Source organism: Kribbella catacumbae DSM 19601 (assembly GCF_000372465.1).
Classification (GTDB): domain Bacteria; phylum Actinomycetota; class Actinomycetes; order Propionibacteriales; family Kribbellaceae; genus Kribbella; species Kribbella catacumbae.
Genome location: NZ_AQUZ01000021.1, coordinates 70102 through 86894 on the forward strand (window position 1 = coordinate 70102; position 16793 = coordinate 86894).

Below are 16793 nucleotides of genomic sequence, written 5' to 3' on the forward strand. Positions count from 1 at the left end.
GTCCCCGCTACTTGTCGTCGACACACCAGTCCACGGCGAGCACATCTTTGCCGTCGGACTCGGTTTGGGTCATGGACGCCGCGACCGGCATCACCTCGGTTGCCACCCGCCCATCGACGAGTCCAACCTGCCGCTCCTGACAGAGCGAGACCTTCGGGCGGCTGAATCGCGGCCGCCCGGGTGAGTAGTCGACGAAGCGCAGCCCGAATGGGCGAACGAACTCATCCGCGGTGGTCTCCGCAACCTGAGTCCTGCTGAGCGGAAAGCGGTCCTGGTCTTGCCACATAGTGTTCTCCTGGCGGGTTGAGGGTTCAGAGCACGGTCAACGGCCAGAGCCGCTGCTCGAGCGGAATCGGTGGGTGATCAGGAACCTGCTCCGGATCGTTGAGAGCTGTGGGCGGCAACGGCTCATTGGTGAAGCGCAGTGCTCCAGAGCCGCCATCGACGGCCTCTCAGATCGCGCACCACGTCGATCACCATCCCCACGGCCAAGACCGCGGCCACCAAGGCCAGCACCTGCATCTGTGTATTCACGACGGCCTCACCATCACTTCCATCCAAACTCGCGACCGCCGGCTTTCCCGACACGTTGAGCGAACCATCAGTTACGGTGAGTTGGTATCTGTGGCACTAGTCCGGTGTGGTGAAAGCGGTGAACGGCAAGCCTGATCGACTGTTCACCGAGGGGAGGCATCATCGTCCGGAAGCGAGTTTATGTGCGCCTGCCCCAGTTCAAAGTGCCGACGAGCGTTGGCATCATCACCGAGGCGTCGATAGTCCACGGCCAAGTTCAGATGCAGGGACGGCAGGAGGGCGTTCTTGCCCCCAGGATTTCCTCTCTCGATGGCTTGTTGGTCAGTCAACTCATCCATGAAAGCGAGCGCTCGGAGGTCCCACGCGAGTTCGTCTTCGGGGCGCTCCTGCACATCAGCCAGCGAGTGAGCAAGGAAGACCTTGGCGTACGCATCGACTCCACTTTCGACATCGCCGACCAGCGGCTCCATGAGGGCCTTCGCTTCAGGCGAGCGGCCCTGTTCGCGTAGGCCAATCCCCTCGCGAATAGTTGCGTACGCAGGCGACTCGGGCGGGGTAGTCATTCTGGTCCTCTTTTCGCGCTCAATGCGAATGGGTGCAACTCGCTTGTCTTACAGGATTAGAACGGTAGCTATGACCGTAGAACGGTGTGCACCACCGTCTTGGCCGGCGCAGGTTAGGTTAGTCGGGTGGGAACCTATGAGGATCTACCGGCGGAGCTGGTGACCGAGCGGCTGCGGTTGCGGCGATGGGTGCCGGCGGATGCCGAGGAGTACCGCGGGCTGTGGCTTGAGCGGGATCCACGATCGGTACGGCGGATCGACGCCGAGGGACGCCCGACGGTCGAGGAGATCCGCGGCTGGCTCCTCAACAATCCGCTCGCGGCGGATCCGGGGCTCGGGTTGCTACCGATCGAGCTGCGAGACACCGGTGAGTTCATTGGGTACTGCGGATTGACTGTCGGCCAGGGATCTCTCGACGAACCTGAGATCGCGTACGAGCTGGCACAACGAGCTCACGGCCATGGTTACGCGACAGAAGCCGCCCGTACGGTCATCGAAGCAGCGACTCGAACCGGACGTCGACGACTCTGGGCGACCGTGCGGGAATGGAACGCACCCTCGTTCCGCGTCCTCGAGAAGCTCGATTTCTACCGAAGCGACCGCGTCACCGAGGACGCCGAACGCGGCAACTCGATCTGGATGACGCGCGTACTCGACCCGAGGTAGAGGTCGGCGTTCGAGATCTCGCCACACTCCACATCGTCGCGATCAACGAGTGGCTCTGACCCAGTTGTGAGACGGCCTTCAATGGCCTGTGGTGCCGTCGATCGCCTCTCGGATGATATCGGCGTGACCGTTGTGCCGCGCGGTTTCCTGGACCATATGGACCAAGATCGCCCGCAAGTTGACCTCCGCTCCCCACGGCGTCGTGACCACGTCGTCCAGCCCGCCAGCGGCCACGACGGCCCGGGCCCGCTCGCAGGTCCGTAGGTACTGCCCGACCAGGGCGTCAGCCGTCTCATCGGGACCGACGCGAAACTCCGCATCTGGGTCAGTGTCGGTCGAGAACAGATCTGGCTCAGGCAACCCTCCGTAGATCTTGAGGAACCAGCCATGCTCCGTCACGGCCAGATGTTTCACCAACCCCAGCAGGCTGAGTCCAGACGCCGTCATCGGCCGGCGCAGCAGCTCGCCATCGAGCCCTTCCAGCTTGCGAAGCAGCGTGGCGCGGTGGAAGTCGAGCTGCTGTGTCAGCGCATCGCGCTCGTCAGCCAGACGATTCGGCATGGCCCGCTCCACAGGCGACGTAAACACCATGCACCGACAATACGACCGACGTACGACACCACGGGTCAGGCTGAGTGGCTTCTTGGCTGGTCGACGCAGACTCGGGGGTCGCCCTTTGATAGGTCGTGGAAGCAGGCTTTCCAGTAGACGGTTACGCCCTCGTTGATGTCGGGTGGGTCGCACGGGTTGGCGAACACGTTGGTGGTGCCGCCGCGCCAGGTGAGGTAGCCGCTGCTGTTGGTGCAGACGCCGCTGCGGCCGGTGTTCGTCCACCCCACCACCTCGGCGGAGGCGCCGTCCTCGTCGCCGTCGTAGGCGTTGAAGAGTTCGCCGGTTGGTCGGAAGCAGCGTCTGTGGCGCGTGCCAGCAGGTACGGGGTCAGGGCGAGGCCGACAAACCAAACGATGCTGAGGAACGATCGCAGGGCGGCCTGGCGACGCTGACGGCCCAGCAGCCAGAACAGGTATCGCGTCGCGTTACGCAAAGCAGGAGGTCCAGGAACGCCGTACTCCGTGGTCACCTGGTCAACGCAGTCAACGAAAGGACCCCCTCAATTTGCGTATCGTACCGGCCACCGTTTCTGTCGGTGGGGCGTGGCAGGGTTGGGGCTACGAGCGATGACCTCGCCCCGGTGGGACATGTGGGGCAACGCGGTGCTGACCTGTGGGCGACCGAGCACGAGACACGCGAGGAGATCGTCGATCGCTACAGCCGTGTCTGGGAGCACTCGGATGCGACGATCACTGCCCTCGCCTTCGATGCGCCCGGGCATGCGCCCTGGTGGCCGAACCCCGAGGTGAAGTTGTTCAACATCCTGGCTCACATGCTCAGTGAGACCAGCCGGCATGCGGGGCATGCCGACATCTTGCGCGAGCATCTCGACGGGTCGGTGGGAACGATGGCCGCACGCGCGAAGTCGCAACCCGATCCGGCGGTCCTGGAGGCCCGGCGCGCTGAGATCGAGCGAGCCGCCAAAGCAGCTGTTGCCTAGCCCACGAGTAGGGGCCTGGAGCAACTAAAAGGCGTGAGCAGGTGAGCGGTGATTGACTGCCCGGGCGGACATCGGGAAAGATGGGTGCTCGGCGCGGCCCGCGCCTCACCTTCGTTGACTGGCCCCAGCCTGGTCTTGTGGAGAAGGCAAAGGGATTTCGGATCTCGGGTCGCTCGTCCTGGTCAACTGCCTCGGGCGGGGTCGCTGGGGGATCGCGTGCGAGTGCGTGGAAGGCCAGATGACAGCGCACAGGAACTTCAAGCGACGGGTTCGAGCCCGCGCCGCCAAGACGGGCGAGTCCTATACGGCTGCCCTCCGGCACTTCCGTCCGACTCCAGCAGGAGAAGACATGCCGGAAAATACCCAGACCACCCTGCGGATCGCCGTCGCCCAGTCGACGGTTCGCGAGGATCCCACCGATGCCGACGGGCTGCGCGCGAGCGCGGCGGAGGTCCGCCGGTTCATGAAGGACGCGGCCGCGGCGGGCGCCCGCCTGATTCATTTCACCGAGGGGGCGATCTGCTTCCCGAGCAAGTACGTGATGTCCGAACTCGGCCCGGACGAGGTCGGCCCTTCCGACTGGACCAAGGCCGAGTGGGCGGTGCTCCAGGAGGAACTCGACCGGATCGCCGTACTGTCGGGTGAGCTCGGGATCTGGACCGTGATCCCGTCGGTGCACCAACTGCCCGCCCCGACGCGACCGCACAACAGCATGTACGTCGTGTCCGACCAGGGCAAAATCGTCAGCCGGTACGACGAACGCATGCTGTCGACCACCAAGGTCACCTGGATGTACACCTCTGGCGAGGGGCCAGGGACCTTCGAGGTCGACGGCTGGCGATTCGGCCTAGCACTCGGCCTGGACGTGCTCTTCCCGGAGGTCTTCGCGGAGTACGACCGGCTCGACGTCGACGTAGTACTGGTGTCGTACGCGACCACCGGCGTCCCGCGGAACAAGCAGGTAGGCGTGCAGGCCCGCGGTACCGCCGCCAACAACACCTGCTGGGTCAGCCTGGCAGCCCCGGCCAACCCTGGGGCAGGCCTCTATTCGGGCGTGATCGACCCGAGGGGCGACTGGGTGCTCGAGGGCCCGGCGGACGGTACGCCGGGCGTCGCGGTGATCGAGTTGCAGACTGATGACGTGACCCAGTTCGGTCGCGACTTCCGCCGCAGGACTCGCGCACGCATCAACGCTTGACCAACGGTGTGAGGGGCACTCCGGTGCCCCTCATACCAGGCCGGCAAGGCGCCGTACTGCGGTGAGGCCGTCTGAGGTGCCTGGCCAGTGTTTGGTCAGGGCTTCTGGGCCGGCGCTGCGGGTGATCGAGCGTAGGGCGAGGGCGATGATGATCGCGTCGTCCGCGTAGCCGATCACGGGGATGAAGTCTGGGACCAGGTCGAACGGTAGGGCGAGGTACGCGAGCAGCAGCCACAGCCGGAGGCGGACGCCGCGAGGTAGTGCCGGGTCGGTCGCGAGCCGGCGGAGCATGCGGAGCAGGTCTGGTAGTAGTCGCAGGGCGTCTTTGATTCGTAGGTCGTCAGGTCTGCCTAGCCAGAGCGCGACGATCAGGATCAGCCAGAGGAGCAAGATGCCTCCGGCAACTCCGATCAGCAGCGAGAAGTCCACTCACCCAGTGTCGGCCTCGGGCGGGAATTGCGAGGCGAGAGTGGTCTGGATTTCGTAGTGGCGTTCGAGGAAGGCTCGTTCGTCCAGGCGCTTGCGTCTGAGCCAGCCGGTGACTTCGTCGTTGCACTTGCTGGCGTTGCAGGAGTCGCAGGCCGGGGCGATGTTGGCAAGTGTGTAGCGGCCGCCCCGTGACAGCGGGAGTACGCAGTCACGTTGGAGCGGCCGGTCGAGGACGCCGCAGTACGCGCAGCCGGACCAGGCCGTCTTGAGCGCGATCCATTGCTCGTCGGTGAGGTCATGCTCGACGCTGTCCATCCGGCGCTTGCGTTTACGGGCTGCCCTGGCCTTACGGCTCCGGTTGACCGCCATTGCCGCAGCGTACTGCGCAATGGCGGCCGCAACCGGGAGATCGCTAGGTCAGGATGACGAGTTGCTGGGTTGCCCGGGTCATGGCGACGTACCGGTCGACTGCTCCTTCGATCCCCTCGCCGAAGCGCGATGGGTCGATGAGGACGACCAGGTCGAACTCGAGGCCCTTCGATAGCTCCGGGGTCAGGGAGCGGACCCGGGAGGTCGCCTCGAACGTCGAGTCGCCGATGACGCAGGCGATTCCTTCGGTGTGGTTGGCGAGCCAGGTGTCGAGGATCGAGGTCAGGTCCGCGATGGATCCGTGCGTGACGGGGAGGTCGCTGGTGCGGATGGAGGTCGGGACGTTGGCGTCCGGGAGGGCGGCTCGGATGACCGGCTCGGCCTCCGCCATGATCTCCGCCGGGGTGCGGTAGTTGATGGTGAGTGAGGCCAGGTTGATCTGGTCGAGGCCGACCCGCTCGAGGCGTTCCTGCCACGACTCGGTGAAACCGTGCCGGGCCTGGGCGCGGTCGCCGACGATGGTGAAGCTTCGGGACGGGCAGCGGAGCAGGAGCATCTGCCACTCCGCGTCGGTGAGTTCTTGAGCCTCATCCAAGACGATGTGCGCGAACGGACCGGCGAGCAGATCAGGGTCCGCGGTCGGCAGCACGGTCACGTCGACCAGGCTCTCCTGGAGATCCTTCCCGCGCAGCATCGGCACCCAGCCTTCGTTGTCGTCATCGGCCTGGATGATGTTGTCGATCACATCGGCCATGCGCTCGCGTTCGACCGCGGCGGCGGCCTCTTGCCTGCGCTTGCGTCGGGACGCCTCCGGATCGCCGAGTCGCTGCCGCGCCGCGTCCAGGAGCGGAAGGTCGGAAGCCGTCCACGCCTGGGGATTCGCGCGCTGCAGCGACTTGACCTCCTCCGGGCTGAGCCAGGGAGCACACATCCGCAGGTAGGCGGGCACCGACCAGAGGTCCCCGACGAGATCGGTCGGTTCGATCAGCGGCCATGCCTTGCCGAAGGCATCGACCAGTTCCTCGTTCCGCTGAAGGGATCTGCGCACCAGGTCGATCGAGACGTCGTCGTCCTCGTACTCCGCTTGGTGCTTGTCCAGCAGGATCGTGAGCAGCTCTTCCCAGACCTGGTCGCGCGCCTCGTTGTGCGGAGTACTGGAGTCTGCCGATCCGAACGCCTCGGCCCAGTCGGCGGGGCTGAGCCAGAGGTCGGACCAGTGGGTCTCGACGATCATGCCCTTGGTCGGCGCCTCTTCGTAGAGCCTGACGGCCGGCTCGATCGCCTTCACCATGTCCGCGGACGACTTGAGCCGCGCCACCGCCGGGTCGGTTTCGTCCGGAGCGGAGGCTCCCTCGGGGAGGAGGTCTCGCAGCGTGCAGGTCTGCACGCCTTCCTCGCCGAGGCTGGGGAGGACGTCGGAGACGTAGGCCAGGTAGGGCTGGTGCGGACCGACGAACAGTACGCCGCCACGCCGGTGGTCGAGGCGCGGATCGGAGTACAGGAGGTACGCCGTACGGTGCAGCGCGACGACGGTCTTCCCCGTACCCGGGCCGCCGTCGACGACGAGCGCCCCACGGGAGCCGGCGCGGATGATGGAGTCCTGGTCGGCCTGGATGGTGCCGAGCACGTCCCGCATCCGCGGCGACCGGTTGCTGCCCAGGCTGGCGATGAAGGCGGACTGGTCGTCGAGGGCTGCGTGCCCTTCGAACCCGTCCGCGGTGAACACCTCGTCCCAGTAGTCGCTGATCCGGCCGCGGGTCCAGCGATACCTGCGGCGGCTCGCCAGCCCCATCGGGTTGGCGTGAGTCGCTCCGAAGAACGGCTCGGCCGCGGGCGAACGCCAGTCGATCATCAGCCGGCTACCCGAGCTGTCCGTGAGGCCGAGCCGTCCGACGTACACGGGCTCGGAGTCGTCGGCGCTGACCATGTGGCCGAGGCAAAGGTCCAGCCCGAAGCGTCGCAGGGTGCGCAGGCGCGTGGTCAGCCGGTGGATCTCCAGGTCGCGGTCCAGCGCCTCTTGGCCGGAGCCGCCAGGCGCTTTGCGCGCGTCATCGAGACGGTCGGACAGGTCGGCGATCGACTGCTCCAGGCTCGCCGCGATGGCGGCGAAGTGCTGCTCGTCCCTGGCGATCAGCGCCGGGGCGGCCTTCGCGGCGAGCTGGTCGGGAAGGTCGAACGCGCTGGGTTTCACGTCAGTTGCTCCGTCGGACAGCAGTCCGTCCGTCGACGACAACGCCCTCATTCTCGCGCCCCCACTTTTCGTTGATTTTGGCATCGATCGACGATTGTGCGGGACGACCGGGGGATTGCGGCAAGTCCCCCCGTGCGCTATAAATTGGACATGGCAAGGGAAGTAGATCCCTTGCCATTCGTCCGTTCGGGCGGAAACTGTAGGCGAAGTTCTCAGGCGCAGACGGCCTTGTCCACGATGGCCTCGACGGCGTCGTCAAGATCAGCGCGGTGGTCGGGCGTGAGTGCGACCGTGACCTGCTTGGTCCCGTCCTCGGTGGAGAACGACCAGGCCTGGTACGCCAGCGCATCGCCGTCGTTGCCGTACACCCGAACCCCGCAGGTGGTGTCCAGCCAGGCCAGCCCGAGCCCGTACCGCCGCTTCTTGTCGCCCGGCGTCTTCATCTCGTCGAGGAGCTGAGCCCGGAGCAGCCGACCGCCGACCAGAGCGGCGAAGAAACGGCTGAGATCCTTGGTCGTCGAGATCATCTCGCCGGCGGCGCCGAACAGCGACGGGTTCATCTCCGTGAAGTCGACGAGACCCTGCTGGGTCGGCAGGTAGCCGTACGGGTGCGGCCCGCGAATCCACGGCGACGTCCCCGGTACTGCGGTATCGCGCAGCCGCAACGGCCAGATCACCCGGCGCTTGATCTCGGCGCCATACGAGTGGCCGGTCACCTTCTCGACGATCTGGCCGAGCAGGAGGTAGTTGGTGTTCGAGTAGTCGAAGACCGAACCCGGCGGCCAGGGAGCCGGCGGGTGGGCCAGCGCGCGCTGGATCTGCTCGGTCGCGGTCCAGGTCCGGTAGCGGTCGGCCAGGAACGCCGGGTCCGTCGGCTTCGGCAGCGTGCGCTTGTAGTCGTAGAGACCGCTGGTGTGGTTGAGCAGGTGGCGCACGGTGATGCGGTGGCCGTCGGGGACGACTCCCGGCAGCACCGTCTCAACCGTGTCGTCCAGCCGCAGCCGCCCCTCGTCGACCAGTTGCAGGACCACGGTGGCGAGGAACGTCTTCGTGATGCTGCCCACCCGAAACCGGCCCTGGACTGGCACTGGCCGCGTCGTGTTCCTTTCGGCAACACCGCTCGTACTACGCCACACCTCGTGCTCGTCACGCACCTCCGCCAGTACACCCACCGCGCCGGCGGCAACGATGCCGTCCAGCTGTCTCTGCAGCCCGGCGCGATCCGGCTTCTCCGCCGGCACAGCAGCCGCTGGTGCCGCAATCACCGCCGACGCCGTCGACGCAACCACCAATACCCGAAGCGCTCGCTTCATCCCCGGCCTCCCATAAACAATGAGCCATCAGCCTTGCCGAGTGAGAGGGACCAAACATCCGGGAACGCCCTTGCTCCTCCCGGGGAACCGAATGGGGGAACCTATTCTGGCTTTCTTGCCTTTGGAGGAGGGGTTTGTGCCGGTGGCTTCGGCTCGCCTTGGCGGCCAACGGCGACGGCTAGGGTTGGGCGCGTGGCTAGGACATTGCGAGCGGGGCAGACGGCTGAGCTTTACGTGGTCGAGGTGGCTACGGGTGAGCGGAGGCTGGTGTACGCGTCTTCGGAGTTGTTGTTCGAGGCACCTAACTGGATTGGCGATTCGCTTGTCGTCAACGGGGATGGTGGATTGTTCCGGGTACCGGTGAAGGGCGGCGAGCTCGAGCGGATCGAGCTCGGTGGGGTGCCGGAGATCAACAACGATCACGTGATCAGCCCGGATGGCGCGACTGTTTACGTGTCGGCGGAGGACGGGCACCTGTACGCCGTACCGATGGCTGGCGGGGCCGGTCGGCGGGTGAGCAATGACCATGGGGTTCACCATTACCTGCATGGGGTTTCGCCTGATGGGAGCCGGCTGGCGTACATCGGGTTGGAGAGCAAGGACGGCAAGCGGATCACCAATGTCTACACGGTGCCGGCCGATGGTGGGGATGATGTTCAGATCACCGATGACGAGTTCGCGGATGACGGTTCGGAGTACGGGTCTGACGGTTGGATCTACTTCAACTCCGAGCGGGCGGGGCATGCGCAGTTGTTCAGGATCAAGGCCGAACTCGTGGAGCAGTTGACCTTTGACGAGCGGGTGAACTGGTTTCCGCATCCATCGCCTGATGGGTCGATGATCGCGTATGTGAGTTTCCCGCCGGGGACTTCGGGGCATCCCGCCGATGTCGATGACGTGCGGGTGCGGTTGCTCGACGCGGACGGGCAGATCCGGGAAGTGGCGACGCTCTTTGGCGGGCAGGGCACGATGAACGTGCCGAGCTGGTCGCCGGATGGTTCTGCTTTCGCGTACGTCGCCTATCCGATCAGCTAGCCGAGCGGTACTCCGAGGGCGTGAGGCCCGAGATCGCGCGGAAGCGGCGCGCGAAGTACGTCGGATCAGGCCAGCCGACCTCGGCACCTACCCGGGCGATCGGGAGTGGCGAGTTGGCGAGCAGAGCGGCTGCGCGTTCGGCTCGGAGGCGGGCGAGATAGTCGAGTGGGGACAGGCCGGTCGACTTGCGGAACAGGCGGCCGAGGTACGCCGGGTCGAGGGTGACCGAGGTCGCGAGATCGTCCAGCCGCCAAGGCTTTGCGGGATCGGCCTCGAGCTGGGCGATGCAGGCGGCGACGGCCGGATGCGAAGGCGCGACCGATGCCTCGGAAGGGGATCGCGCGTCGGCGATCATGCCCAGTACGGTCACCAGGTGCCCGAGTAGGCGACCCGGTCCGCCGCCGGAACGCAGATGGCCTTCCAGGGCAGCGATTGCGGCGATCGCGTCAGTGGCTGCGGCCGGCTCAACAGCAGCAACACGTACGCCGTACGAGCCGGTGGCGAAGGGCTCGGTCCAGAGCAAGCGCCGGTACGCCGGGAACTCGCGAAGGCCGGCCAATTCGGCGCGGAGGGCGCGGGTCGAGACGCAGCAGTTCGCGACGGTGAGGCCGGTGCAGCCCGCGAAGGCGTGCCAAGCGCCGGGGCGGAGCACGATGACATCGCCATGCTGGACAGGGCTTTCGCCACGGCTGGTCAGGTGGCGGCCCTCCCCTGGGCCGACGACGGCGAGCTCGACGAAGTCGTGGGTGTGGGCGGCGACGCCATCCGTCAAGCGGTGTACTGCGCCCAGCACCGGGCTCCCGGCGAAGAGCGCGTGCTCGTGGAGGGTTTCCGGCATGTCGGGATCGTACGAGTGTTGGCCGTGATCCGCCTAGCCTCCATGCATCCCAGGCAGCCAATCTGGACTCATGTCTACCATCACGGATGAGCTTGTGGCGGAGTACCGGCAGAACGGATTCGTCCGAGTGCCGGGGATCTTGAGTCAGGAGGAGGTCGAGCGCTTCAGGGCCGCGGCGACGGCGTACCTGGAACGGCATCGCGAGGAGAGTCTGGAGAAGGGTGGTGTCTTCAAGCAGCTCGTCAATGTCTGGCAGCACGATGGAGTCGGGCGTGAGCTGACGCTGCATCCGCAGGTGGCTCGGGTGGCTGAGCAGCTGGCCGGCGTACCGGTTCGGGTGTGGCATGACCAGTTGCTCGTGAAGGAACCGCATAACAACGCGGCGACCGAGTTCCACCAGGACCGGCCGTACTGGCCGCACCTGAATGACCGGCATTCGCTGTCCGCGTGGATCGCGCTGGTGGATGTGCCGCCGGAGCGTGGGTGCATGACGTTCCTGCCCGGCAGTCAGCACCAGACCAGCCTGCAGCCGCAGAACCTGCACGACGAAGACGATCTCTTCCAGCTCGACCCGTCACTGCGCTGGATCCCGCGCGTGACAGTCCCCCTACGAGCCGGCGACTGCACCTTCCACAACAGCTACACCGGCCACATGGCACTCCCGAACCGCACCGACCTCGCCCGCCTCGCCCACGTCACCATCTACATGGACGCCACCACCCAATACAACGGCCGCCCCCACCCCATAACCGACCCCCTAAACCTCCACCCCGGCACCCCACTAGACAGCGAAACCTTCCCCCAACCCGCCCGGTGAGCTAAGTAGTCTCAGGTTGTGAACACGCGACCGCCTGACGACCCGGAGGAGATCCTGCGTGTGCTGCCGGCGAGGTGGCACGAACAGTTCCTGGGTGAGTATCGAGGTGCCCTGGAGGCCGCTCACGACGTACGGCGGTTTCAGCAACTCTGTGAGGTCTTGCATCTCTGGAGACTTCGGGCTGTGGCGTACTCCAAGCCTGGATTCGAGGAAGCCGCACAAGCTGCCAGGGAGGGCCGCGGCGACGAGTTCGGTTCAGCGGACCACGTGATCCGGCCCGGCTGATTGCCGTGGCGGCGGGCTGCGGGCGTGGTGAGATGGGGTATGGGTGATCTTGGGGCGAAGGTGGCGGGGAAGGGGTTTGGGCTGCCTGAGGGGGTTTGGGGGCGGGTTGGGGGGTGGTTGATGGCTCGGGGGAATGGGCCGACCGAGAAGCATTTGGTGAAGTTGGCGGGGTTGCGGGGCAAGGAGCATGTGCTGGTGTTGGGGCCGGGGCCCGGGGTGGGGCTGGTGGCTGCGGCGAAGTACGCCGGGATCGTGGTGGGGGTGGATCCGTCGGACACGATGTTGCTGGCGGCGCGATCTCGCTGTGGTGAGCTGATCGAAGCCGGGAAGGTCCAGTTGATTCGCGGGGACGCGGCCGACACGCATCAGCCGGATCATTCGGCGAGTGTGGTCATGTCGGTCAACAACGTGCAGCTGTGGGAGGACCGGCAGGCGGCGTACGCCGAGATCCGGCGGGTGATGAAGCCGACCGCGAGGCTGCTCATCTCGGTGCACAAGAAGTGGTCGCCGCCCGGCCTCGCCGCCGAACTCGAGAGTGCCGGGTTCACCAACGTCGTCGCGACCACCTGGGAGCCGCCCGGCCGGCGCGCCACCACCGCTGCCATCTATACGGCGAACCGTTAGCGGCAGCGGCGGAGGCCAACCATCAGGCAGCGGCTGAAGCCTCAGCAAGCTGCTCTGAGCTCGGCTGCAACTGCGGCGACGCCAACGTCAGCAGGACATTGAGCCCTGCGAAGCCCGCCGCCACCAACAACCCTCGCTGGAAGCCGTCGACCAACGCCTGCTGCTGCGGCACACCGCTAGCCAGCGCGTCCGTAGTACGGGTGATTGACAGCGTGGTGACGATCGCCAGCCCAAGCGCACCACCCACCTGGTACATCGCGCTGACGACACCCGATGCAGCGCCCGCTTCGTGGTGCTCGACCTCGGAGACCGCGGTGATCTGCCCCGGTACGCCGACGCCGAGGATGCCGAAGCCGAAGATGATCAAGCCCGGCAGCAGTTGGCTCGTGTAGCTGCCGGTCGCGTCGGCCTGCGAAAGCAACAGGAGTCCGATCACGCTGAGCACGGCCCCGGCCATTTGCACAGTGCGTGTGCCGACCCTCTGGACCAGCTGGGAGGCAAGCACCGCGCCGATGATCGCCGCGCCACCCATCGGCAGGAAGTGCACGCCCGCCTCGAGCGCGGAGTCGCCGCGCACCTGCTGCAGGTAGATGGCAGTCAGGAAGAACATCGACAGGAAGCCCGCGCCGTTCAAAGCCAGCGCCCCGCTCGACACGCTCAGCGCCCGCGACCGGAACAACCGCAGTGGGACCAGCGGCGCCTTCGACCGCGCTTCCACCATCACGAACGCAGCGAGCAGCGCGACACCGGCGATAAGGAAGAAGACCACCTCGCCCGAACCCCAGCCCTTGGGCTCCGACCGCACGACGCCGTACACGACCGCCAGCAGACCCGCAGTACCGAGTACTGCGCCTGCCGTGTCGAAGGCGCGATTGCCGTTCTCGTTGTGCCGGGTGTCGCGGACGTAGACCGGGATCAGCGCGACCAGGGCGATCACGATCGGCACGTTCACGAAGAACACCCACTGCCAGCTCAGCGCGTCGACCAGCAGCCCACCGGCCACCACACCGAGCGTGCCGCCGAGGCCGGCGAGGCCTCCCCAGACGCCCATCGCGATGTTCCGCTCGCGACCGTGCGCGAACGTGACGGTCAGAATCGCGAGCGCCGCGGGTGACAGCAACGCACCACCCAGCCCCTGTACTGCGCGGGCACCGATCAGGAACTCGGGCGAGTTCGCGAACCCGGCGACCAGCGAGGTGACGCCGAACAGCACCAGCCCGGCGACGAACACCCGGCGCGGACCGAGCAGGTCAGCCATCCGGCCGCCGAGCAGCAGGAAGCCGCCGAACAGCAGCGTGTAGGCGTTGATCACCCATTGCAGGGAGTCGGCGGAGAAGTTCAGGTCCGCCTGGATGTCGGGCAGTGCGACGTTCACGATCGTCACGTCGAGCACCACGATGAACTGCGCTAGGGCCAACACCGCGAGTGTTGCCCAGGGACTGCGTCGCATGCCTACCTCACAGGATGTCTACATTGTATGTATACGTTGTATGCGTACGTGGTAGACGTTAGGTCTACGTTGTAAACTTGTCAACGTGCCTCCCACCAGCAGCCAGACCGCCAAGCGGCTCGACCCGGACAAACTCGCGGCCAGCGCGCTCGAAATCGCCGATGCCGAGGGCCTCGAGGCCGTCACCATCCGCAAGCTCGCGCAGCGGCACGAGGTGACGCCGATGGCGCTCTACCGGCACTTCAGCGACAAGGACGACCTGCTCGCGGCGATCGGCGACCGGATCCTCGCCGACATCGAACTGCCGAAGCCGACCGGCGATCGCTGGGACGTCCAGCTGCTCGCGCTGCTGACCGCCTTCGTGGAAGCGTTGCGGCCGCACCCGAAGGTCGCCGGTCTGACGCTGTACCGGATCCTCATCGGCGAGCCCGGCCTCGCACTGGCCGAGCGGACGATGGAACTGCTGACCGAGGGCGGCTTCTCCGTCGACGACGCGGCCGAGGTCGGCAGACAGTCACTCTGCTCACTGATCACCCTGGTCACGACCGAGCCGGGCGCGAACGAGGACACCAATCCGATCGCCCGCGAGGACGCCCTCCGCGCCAAGCGCGCGTCACTGGCCGCGCTGTCGCCACATCGCTATCCACTGATCACCGGGGCGGCCGACACTCTGATCTGCCCGGCATCGACCGACCGGTACTACGCCTTGGGTATCGACCTCGTCGTCGCGGGGATCCGCGGCGTCAGGATCTCAAGGACACTTCGCTTGGCAGAGGGGGTCGGCGGACCGAAGGACAGGAAGTAGTGCCTTGATCAGTGCTATCCGGCGGCAGGCTGAGCGGTCGGATAGGAGCGGCGGCCTACTACTGCCTGTCGTTGCGCTCAGACAGGCCGAGACGGCGACCGCCTCGTTCTCGGAGCCGTCGCATGTCGGGGCTCCCGCTGGCGGGCTGTGAGGTCTACGCTCCGAAGCGTTGTCAGACGATCACACGGGAGGTTTGTTCATGGCGGGCAAGTTCGAGCTGTACGAAGACAAGTCGGGCCAGTACCGGTTCCGCTTGAAGGCCGGCAACGGCGAGGTGATCGCCACCAGCAGCGAGAGCTACAAGACCAAGGCGGCCGCGCTGAACGGGATCGAGTCGATCAAGAAGAACGCCGGCGACGCGAACGTCGACGACCAGACTTCCTAGTTCACTGGTAACGCAACGGAACGGCAGGAACTCCCCGAAGCGGAGCTCCTGCCGTTCCGTCGTCTCCGGACCGGGTCAGAGCCCCAGCTCGTGGATGACCGGCCGGACCTCGACGCCGAGACCCTCGATCCCCGCGTCCGGGATCATCGCGGCCAGCTCCTGCGCGCGTTCCGGGGTCTCGCAGTCCAGCAGGTAGTAGCCGGCCAGGAACTCCTTGGCCTCCAGGAACGGCCCGTCCGTCACCGCCGGTACGCCGTCGCGCACCTTGACCACCGACGTCTTGGCCGGCTCGGCCAGCGCGACCGTGCTGTGGAACTCACCGGACTCCTGCACGATCTGCAGGAACTTCTCGTGCCCACTGAAGATCGCTTGCTGCTCGTCCTCGGTCAGCGCGCTCAGGACGTCGGGGTTGATGTTCAGCACAACCAGGTATTTCACGGATCTCTCCTTCGCCGTCGGCTCCCGATCGGGAGCCTCTCGTCATCAGTACGGAGCGGGCCCCGCCACTTTGACATAGCGTCGCGGCATGACTGAGCTGACTCTCGCGGACGTCCAGGCTGCGGCCGGACGGATCAAGGGTTTCGCACACCGTACGCCGGTGCTGACCTCCCGCACGTTGAACGAGCGGGCCGGGGCCGAGGTGTTCCTGAAGGCGGAGAACTTCCAGCGGGTCGGTGCGTTCAAGTTCCGCGGCGCCTTCAACGCCATCAGCCGCCTGACCGAGCAGCAACTCCAGCGTGGGGTCGCGGCGTACTCGTCGGGCAATCACGCCCAAGCGGTCGCGCTCGCGGCCCAGCTGGCCGGGACCTCCGCGGTGATCCTGATGCCGAAGGACGCGCCGCCGACCAAGATGGCGGCCACTCGCGGGTACGGCGCCGAGGTGGTGACGTACGACCGGTACGCCCAGAACCGCGCCGCGCTCGCCAAACAGCTGTCCGAGGAGCGCGGGCTGACCCTGATTCCGCCGTACGACCACTACGACGTGATGGCTGGGCAGGGCACGGTCGCGCTGGAGCTGATCGAGGAGGTCGGGCCGCTCGGCGCTCTGTTCGTACCGATCGGTGGCGGCGGCCTGATCGCCGGCTGCGCGACGGCCGCGACCGCCCTGTCGCCCGGGATCAGCGTGATCGGGGTCGAACCGGCCGCCGGTGACGACACAGCCCGATCGCTGGCCGCCGGCGAGCGGGTAGAGATCGACGTACCGCGGACGATCGCTGACGGTCAGGCGATCGCCAGCCCCGGCGAGCTGACCTTTCCTATCGTCCAGCGGCTGGTCGACCGCGTCGAGCTGGTCAGCGACGACGAGATCCGGGCAGCGATGACGTTCGCCTTCGAGCGCTTGAAGATCGTCGCCGAGCCGAGTGGCGCCTGTGCGCTCGCGGCCCTGCTGACCGGGCGGATCCAGAACCTGCCCGAGCGCGTCGGAGTGGTCGTGTCAGGCGGGAACGTGGGCCTGGAGAGGTGGCTGGAACTGCTCGCGAAGGCCTGAGCTGAGGGGCGCCTGGGCACGCACTGTGCCCGTTGTCACACAGAGCCACCGGCCTCTGTGACCCAGGTCACCCGGATCTGCTGTGCGGCCGCCTGAGCCACGCTCAGATGCCCCCAGGACACCTGGTGTTCACCACAGGTCCCTGAGCCGTCAGAGAGCCATTCAGGGCCTTTCCAGAGGGCCTCTGCCGATCTGAGGGTTTGCGTCGTGATCATTCTGTTATACAGTCGTCGGCGGTTCGACAAATGCG

21 protein-coding genes are annotated in these 16793 nt (G+C 66.4%); 10 read left to right on the plus strand and 11 right to left on the minus strand.

What is annotated here, in order from left to right; translation table 11 throughout:
• Positions 1-7: 7 nt before the first annotated feature.
• Positions 8-286: a hypothetical protein gene (locus tag A3ES_RS0121925; RefSeq protein WP_020388991.1), complete on the minus strand. Its 279-nt coding sequence runs from the start codon at positions 284-286 to the stop codon at positions 8-10.
• 391 nt (positions 287-677) lie between these two features.
• The gene (locus A3ES_RS54165; RefSeq protein WP_157630665.1) at positions 678-1097 is read right to left on the minus strand and encodes a hypothetical protein; all 420 of its coding nucleotides are present in this window, start codon (positions 1095-1097) and stop codon (positions 678-680) included.
• Between the two features lie 126 nt (positions 1098-1223).
• Here A3ES_RS54165 and A3ES_RS0121940 point away from each other — a divergent pair, with 126 nt between their 5' ends.
• Entirely contained in the window at positions 1224-1763 is a 540-nt protein-coding gene (locus tag A3ES_RS0121940; protein WP_020388994.1) for a GNAT family N-acetyltransferase, read from the plus strand.
• Positions 1764-1841: 78 nt separating this feature from the next.
• Here the strand turns inward: A3ES_RS0121940 and A3ES_RS0121945 are convergent, their stop codons facing one another.
• Both A3ES_RS0121945 and A3ES_RS0121950 read right to left on the minus strand, forming a co-directional pair.
• Complete coding sequence (locus A3ES_RS0121945) at positions 1842-2354, minus strand: DinB family protein (protein WP_040455216.1); 513 nt, start codon at positions 2352-2354, stop codon at positions 1842-1844.
• A 35-nt stretch (positions 2355-2389) separates the two neighbouring features.
• Entirely contained in the window at positions 2390-2602 is a 213-nt protein-coding gene (locus tag A3ES_RS0121950) for a hypothetical protein (RefSeq protein WP_020388996.1), read from the minus strand.
• A gap of 353 nt (positions 2603-2955) precedes the next feature.
• Here A3ES_RS0121950 and A3ES_RS56165 point away from each other — a divergent pair, with 353 nt between their 5' ends.
• Together A3ES_RS56165 and A3ES_RS47970 are read left to right on the plus strand one after the other, a co-directional pair.
• Positions 2956-3315: a mycothiol transferase gene (locus A3ES_RS56165; RefSeq protein WP_237745020.1), complete on the plus strand. Its 360-nt coding sequence runs from the start codon at positions 2956-2958 to the stop codon at positions 3313-3315.
• A gap of 349 nt (positions 3316-3664) precedes the next feature.
• Complete coding sequence (locus tag A3ES_RS47970) at positions 3665-4513, plus strand: carbon-nitrogen hydrolase family protein (protein WP_020388998.1); 849 nt, start codon at positions 3665-3667, stop codon at positions 4511-4513.
• Between the two features lie 30 nt (positions 4514-4543).
• Here A3ES_RS47970 and A3ES_RS0121965 read toward each other — a convergent pair whose 3' ends face one another.
• The 4 genes from A3ES_RS0121965 to A3ES_RS0121980 all read right to left on the minus strand — a co-directional run bounded on the left by A3ES_RS0121965 (position 4544) and on the right by A3ES_RS0121980 (position 8815).
• Positions 4544-4942: a YkvA family protein gene (locus tag A3ES_RS0121965; RefSeq protein WP_020388999.1), complete on the minus strand. Its 399-nt coding sequence runs from the start codon at positions 4940-4942 to the stop codon at positions 4544-4546.
• The gene (locus A3ES_RS0121970; protein ID WP_040455218.1) at positions 4943-5311 is read right to left on the minus strand and encodes an HNH endonuclease; all 369 of its coding nucleotides are present in this window, start codon (positions 5309-5311) and stop codon (positions 4943-4945) included.
• Between the two features lie 43 nt (positions 5312-5354).
• Complete coding sequence (helR, locus tag A3ES_RS0121975) at positions 5355-7553, minus strand: RNA polymerase recycling motor ATPase HelR (RefSeq protein ID WP_051084769.1); 2199 nt, start codon at positions 7551-7553, stop codon at positions 5355-5357.
• Between the two features lie 161 nt (positions 7554-7714).
• Positions 7715-8815 carry a serine hydrolase domain-containing protein gene (locus A3ES_RS0121980; RefSeq protein ID WP_040455220.1) on the minus strand — a complete coding sequence of 367 codons (1101 nt, stop codon included), beginning with the start codon at positions 8813-8815 and terminating at the stop codon, positions 7715-7717.
• Positions 8816-9007: 192 nt separating this feature from the next.
• Between A3ES_RS0121980 and A3ES_RS0121985 the strand changes: the two genes are divergently transcribed.
• Positions 9008-9850 carry a TolB family protein gene (locus A3ES_RS0121985; protein WP_026163098.1) on the plus strand — a complete coding sequence of 281 codons (843 nt, stop codon included), beginning with the start codon at positions 9008-9010 and terminating at the stop codon, positions 9848-9850.
• Here A3ES_RS0121985 and A3ES_RS0121990 read toward each other — a convergent pair.
• On the minus strand, positions 9843-10688 hold the full coding sequence (locus A3ES_RS0121990) for a helix-turn-helix domain-containing protein (protein ID WP_020389004.1): 846 nt from the start codon (positions 10686-10688) through the stop codon (positions 9843-9845). The genes A3ES_RS0121985 and A3ES_RS0121990 overlap by 8 nt on opposite strands.
• A gap of 70 nt (positions 10689-10758) precedes the next feature.
• Here A3ES_RS0121990 and A3ES_RS0121995 point away from each other — a divergent pair, with 70 nt between their 5' ends.
• The 3 genes from A3ES_RS0121995 to A3ES_RS0122005 all read left to right on the plus strand — a co-directional run bounded on the left by A3ES_RS0121995 (position 10759) and on the right by A3ES_RS0122005 (position 12414).
• Positions 10759-11505, plus strand: coding sequence for a phytanoyl-CoA dioxygenase family protein (locus tag A3ES_RS0121995; protein WP_026163099.1), 747 nt, complete (start codon positions 10759-10761; stop codon positions 11503-11505).
• Positions 11506-11523: 18 nt separating this feature from the next.
• Positions 11524-11790 (plus strand): DUF6247 family protein, encoded by a 267-nt coding sequence (locus A3ES_RS0122000; protein ID WP_020389006.1) that lies wholly within the window; start codon positions 11524-11526, stop codon positions 11788-11790.
• A gap of 156 nt (positions 11791-11946) precedes the next feature.
• Positions 11947-12414: a class I SAM-dependent methyltransferase gene (locus tag A3ES_RS0122005; RefSeq protein WP_237745021.1), complete on the plus strand. Its 468-nt coding sequence runs from the start codon at positions 11947-11949 to the stop codon at positions 12412-12414.
• 22 nt (positions 12415-12436) lie between these two features.
• On the opposite strand, the gene A3ES_RS0122010 is transcribed toward A3ES_RS0122005, so the two are convergent.
• Positions 12437-13864 carry an MFS transporter gene (locus tag A3ES_RS0122010; RefSeq protein WP_026163101.1) on the minus strand — a complete coding sequence of 476 codons (1428 nt, stop codon included), beginning with the start codon at positions 13862-13864 and terminating at the stop codon, positions 12437-12439.
• An 85-nt stretch (positions 13865-13949) separates the two neighbouring features.
• Here A3ES_RS0122010 and A3ES_RS0122015 point away from each other — a divergent pair, with 85 nt between their 5' ends.
• Positions 13950-14669 carry a TetR/AcrR family transcriptional regulator gene (locus A3ES_RS0122015; protein WP_020389009.1) on the plus strand — a complete coding sequence of 240 codons (720 nt, stop codon included), beginning with the start codon at positions 13950-13952 and terminating at the stop codon, positions 14667-14669.
• Between the two features lie 199 nt (positions 14670-14868).
• Positions 14869-15054: a YegP family protein gene (locus tag A3ES_RS0122020; RefSeq protein ID WP_020389010.1), complete on the plus strand. Its 186-nt coding sequence runs from the start codon at positions 14869-14871 to the stop codon at positions 15052-15054.
• A 75-nt stretch (positions 15055-15129) separates the two neighbouring features.
• Here the strand turns inward: A3ES_RS0122020 and A3ES_RS0122025 are convergent, their stop codons facing one another.
• Positions 15130-15492, minus strand: a complete 363-nt coding sequence (locus A3ES_RS0122025; protein ID WP_020389011.1) for a YciI family protein — start codon at positions 15490-15492, stop codon at positions 15130-15132.
• An 88-nt stretch (positions 15493-15580) separates the two neighbouring features.
• Here A3ES_RS0122025 and A3ES_RS0122030 point away from each other — a divergent pair, with 88 nt between their 5' ends.
• Positions 15581-16543, plus strand: a complete 963-nt coding sequence (locus A3ES_RS0122030) for a threo-3-hydroxy-L-aspartate ammonia-lyase (RefSeq protein ID WP_020389012.1) — start codon at positions 15581-15583, stop codon at positions 16541-16543.
• Positions 16544-16793 lie beyond the last annotated feature (250 nt).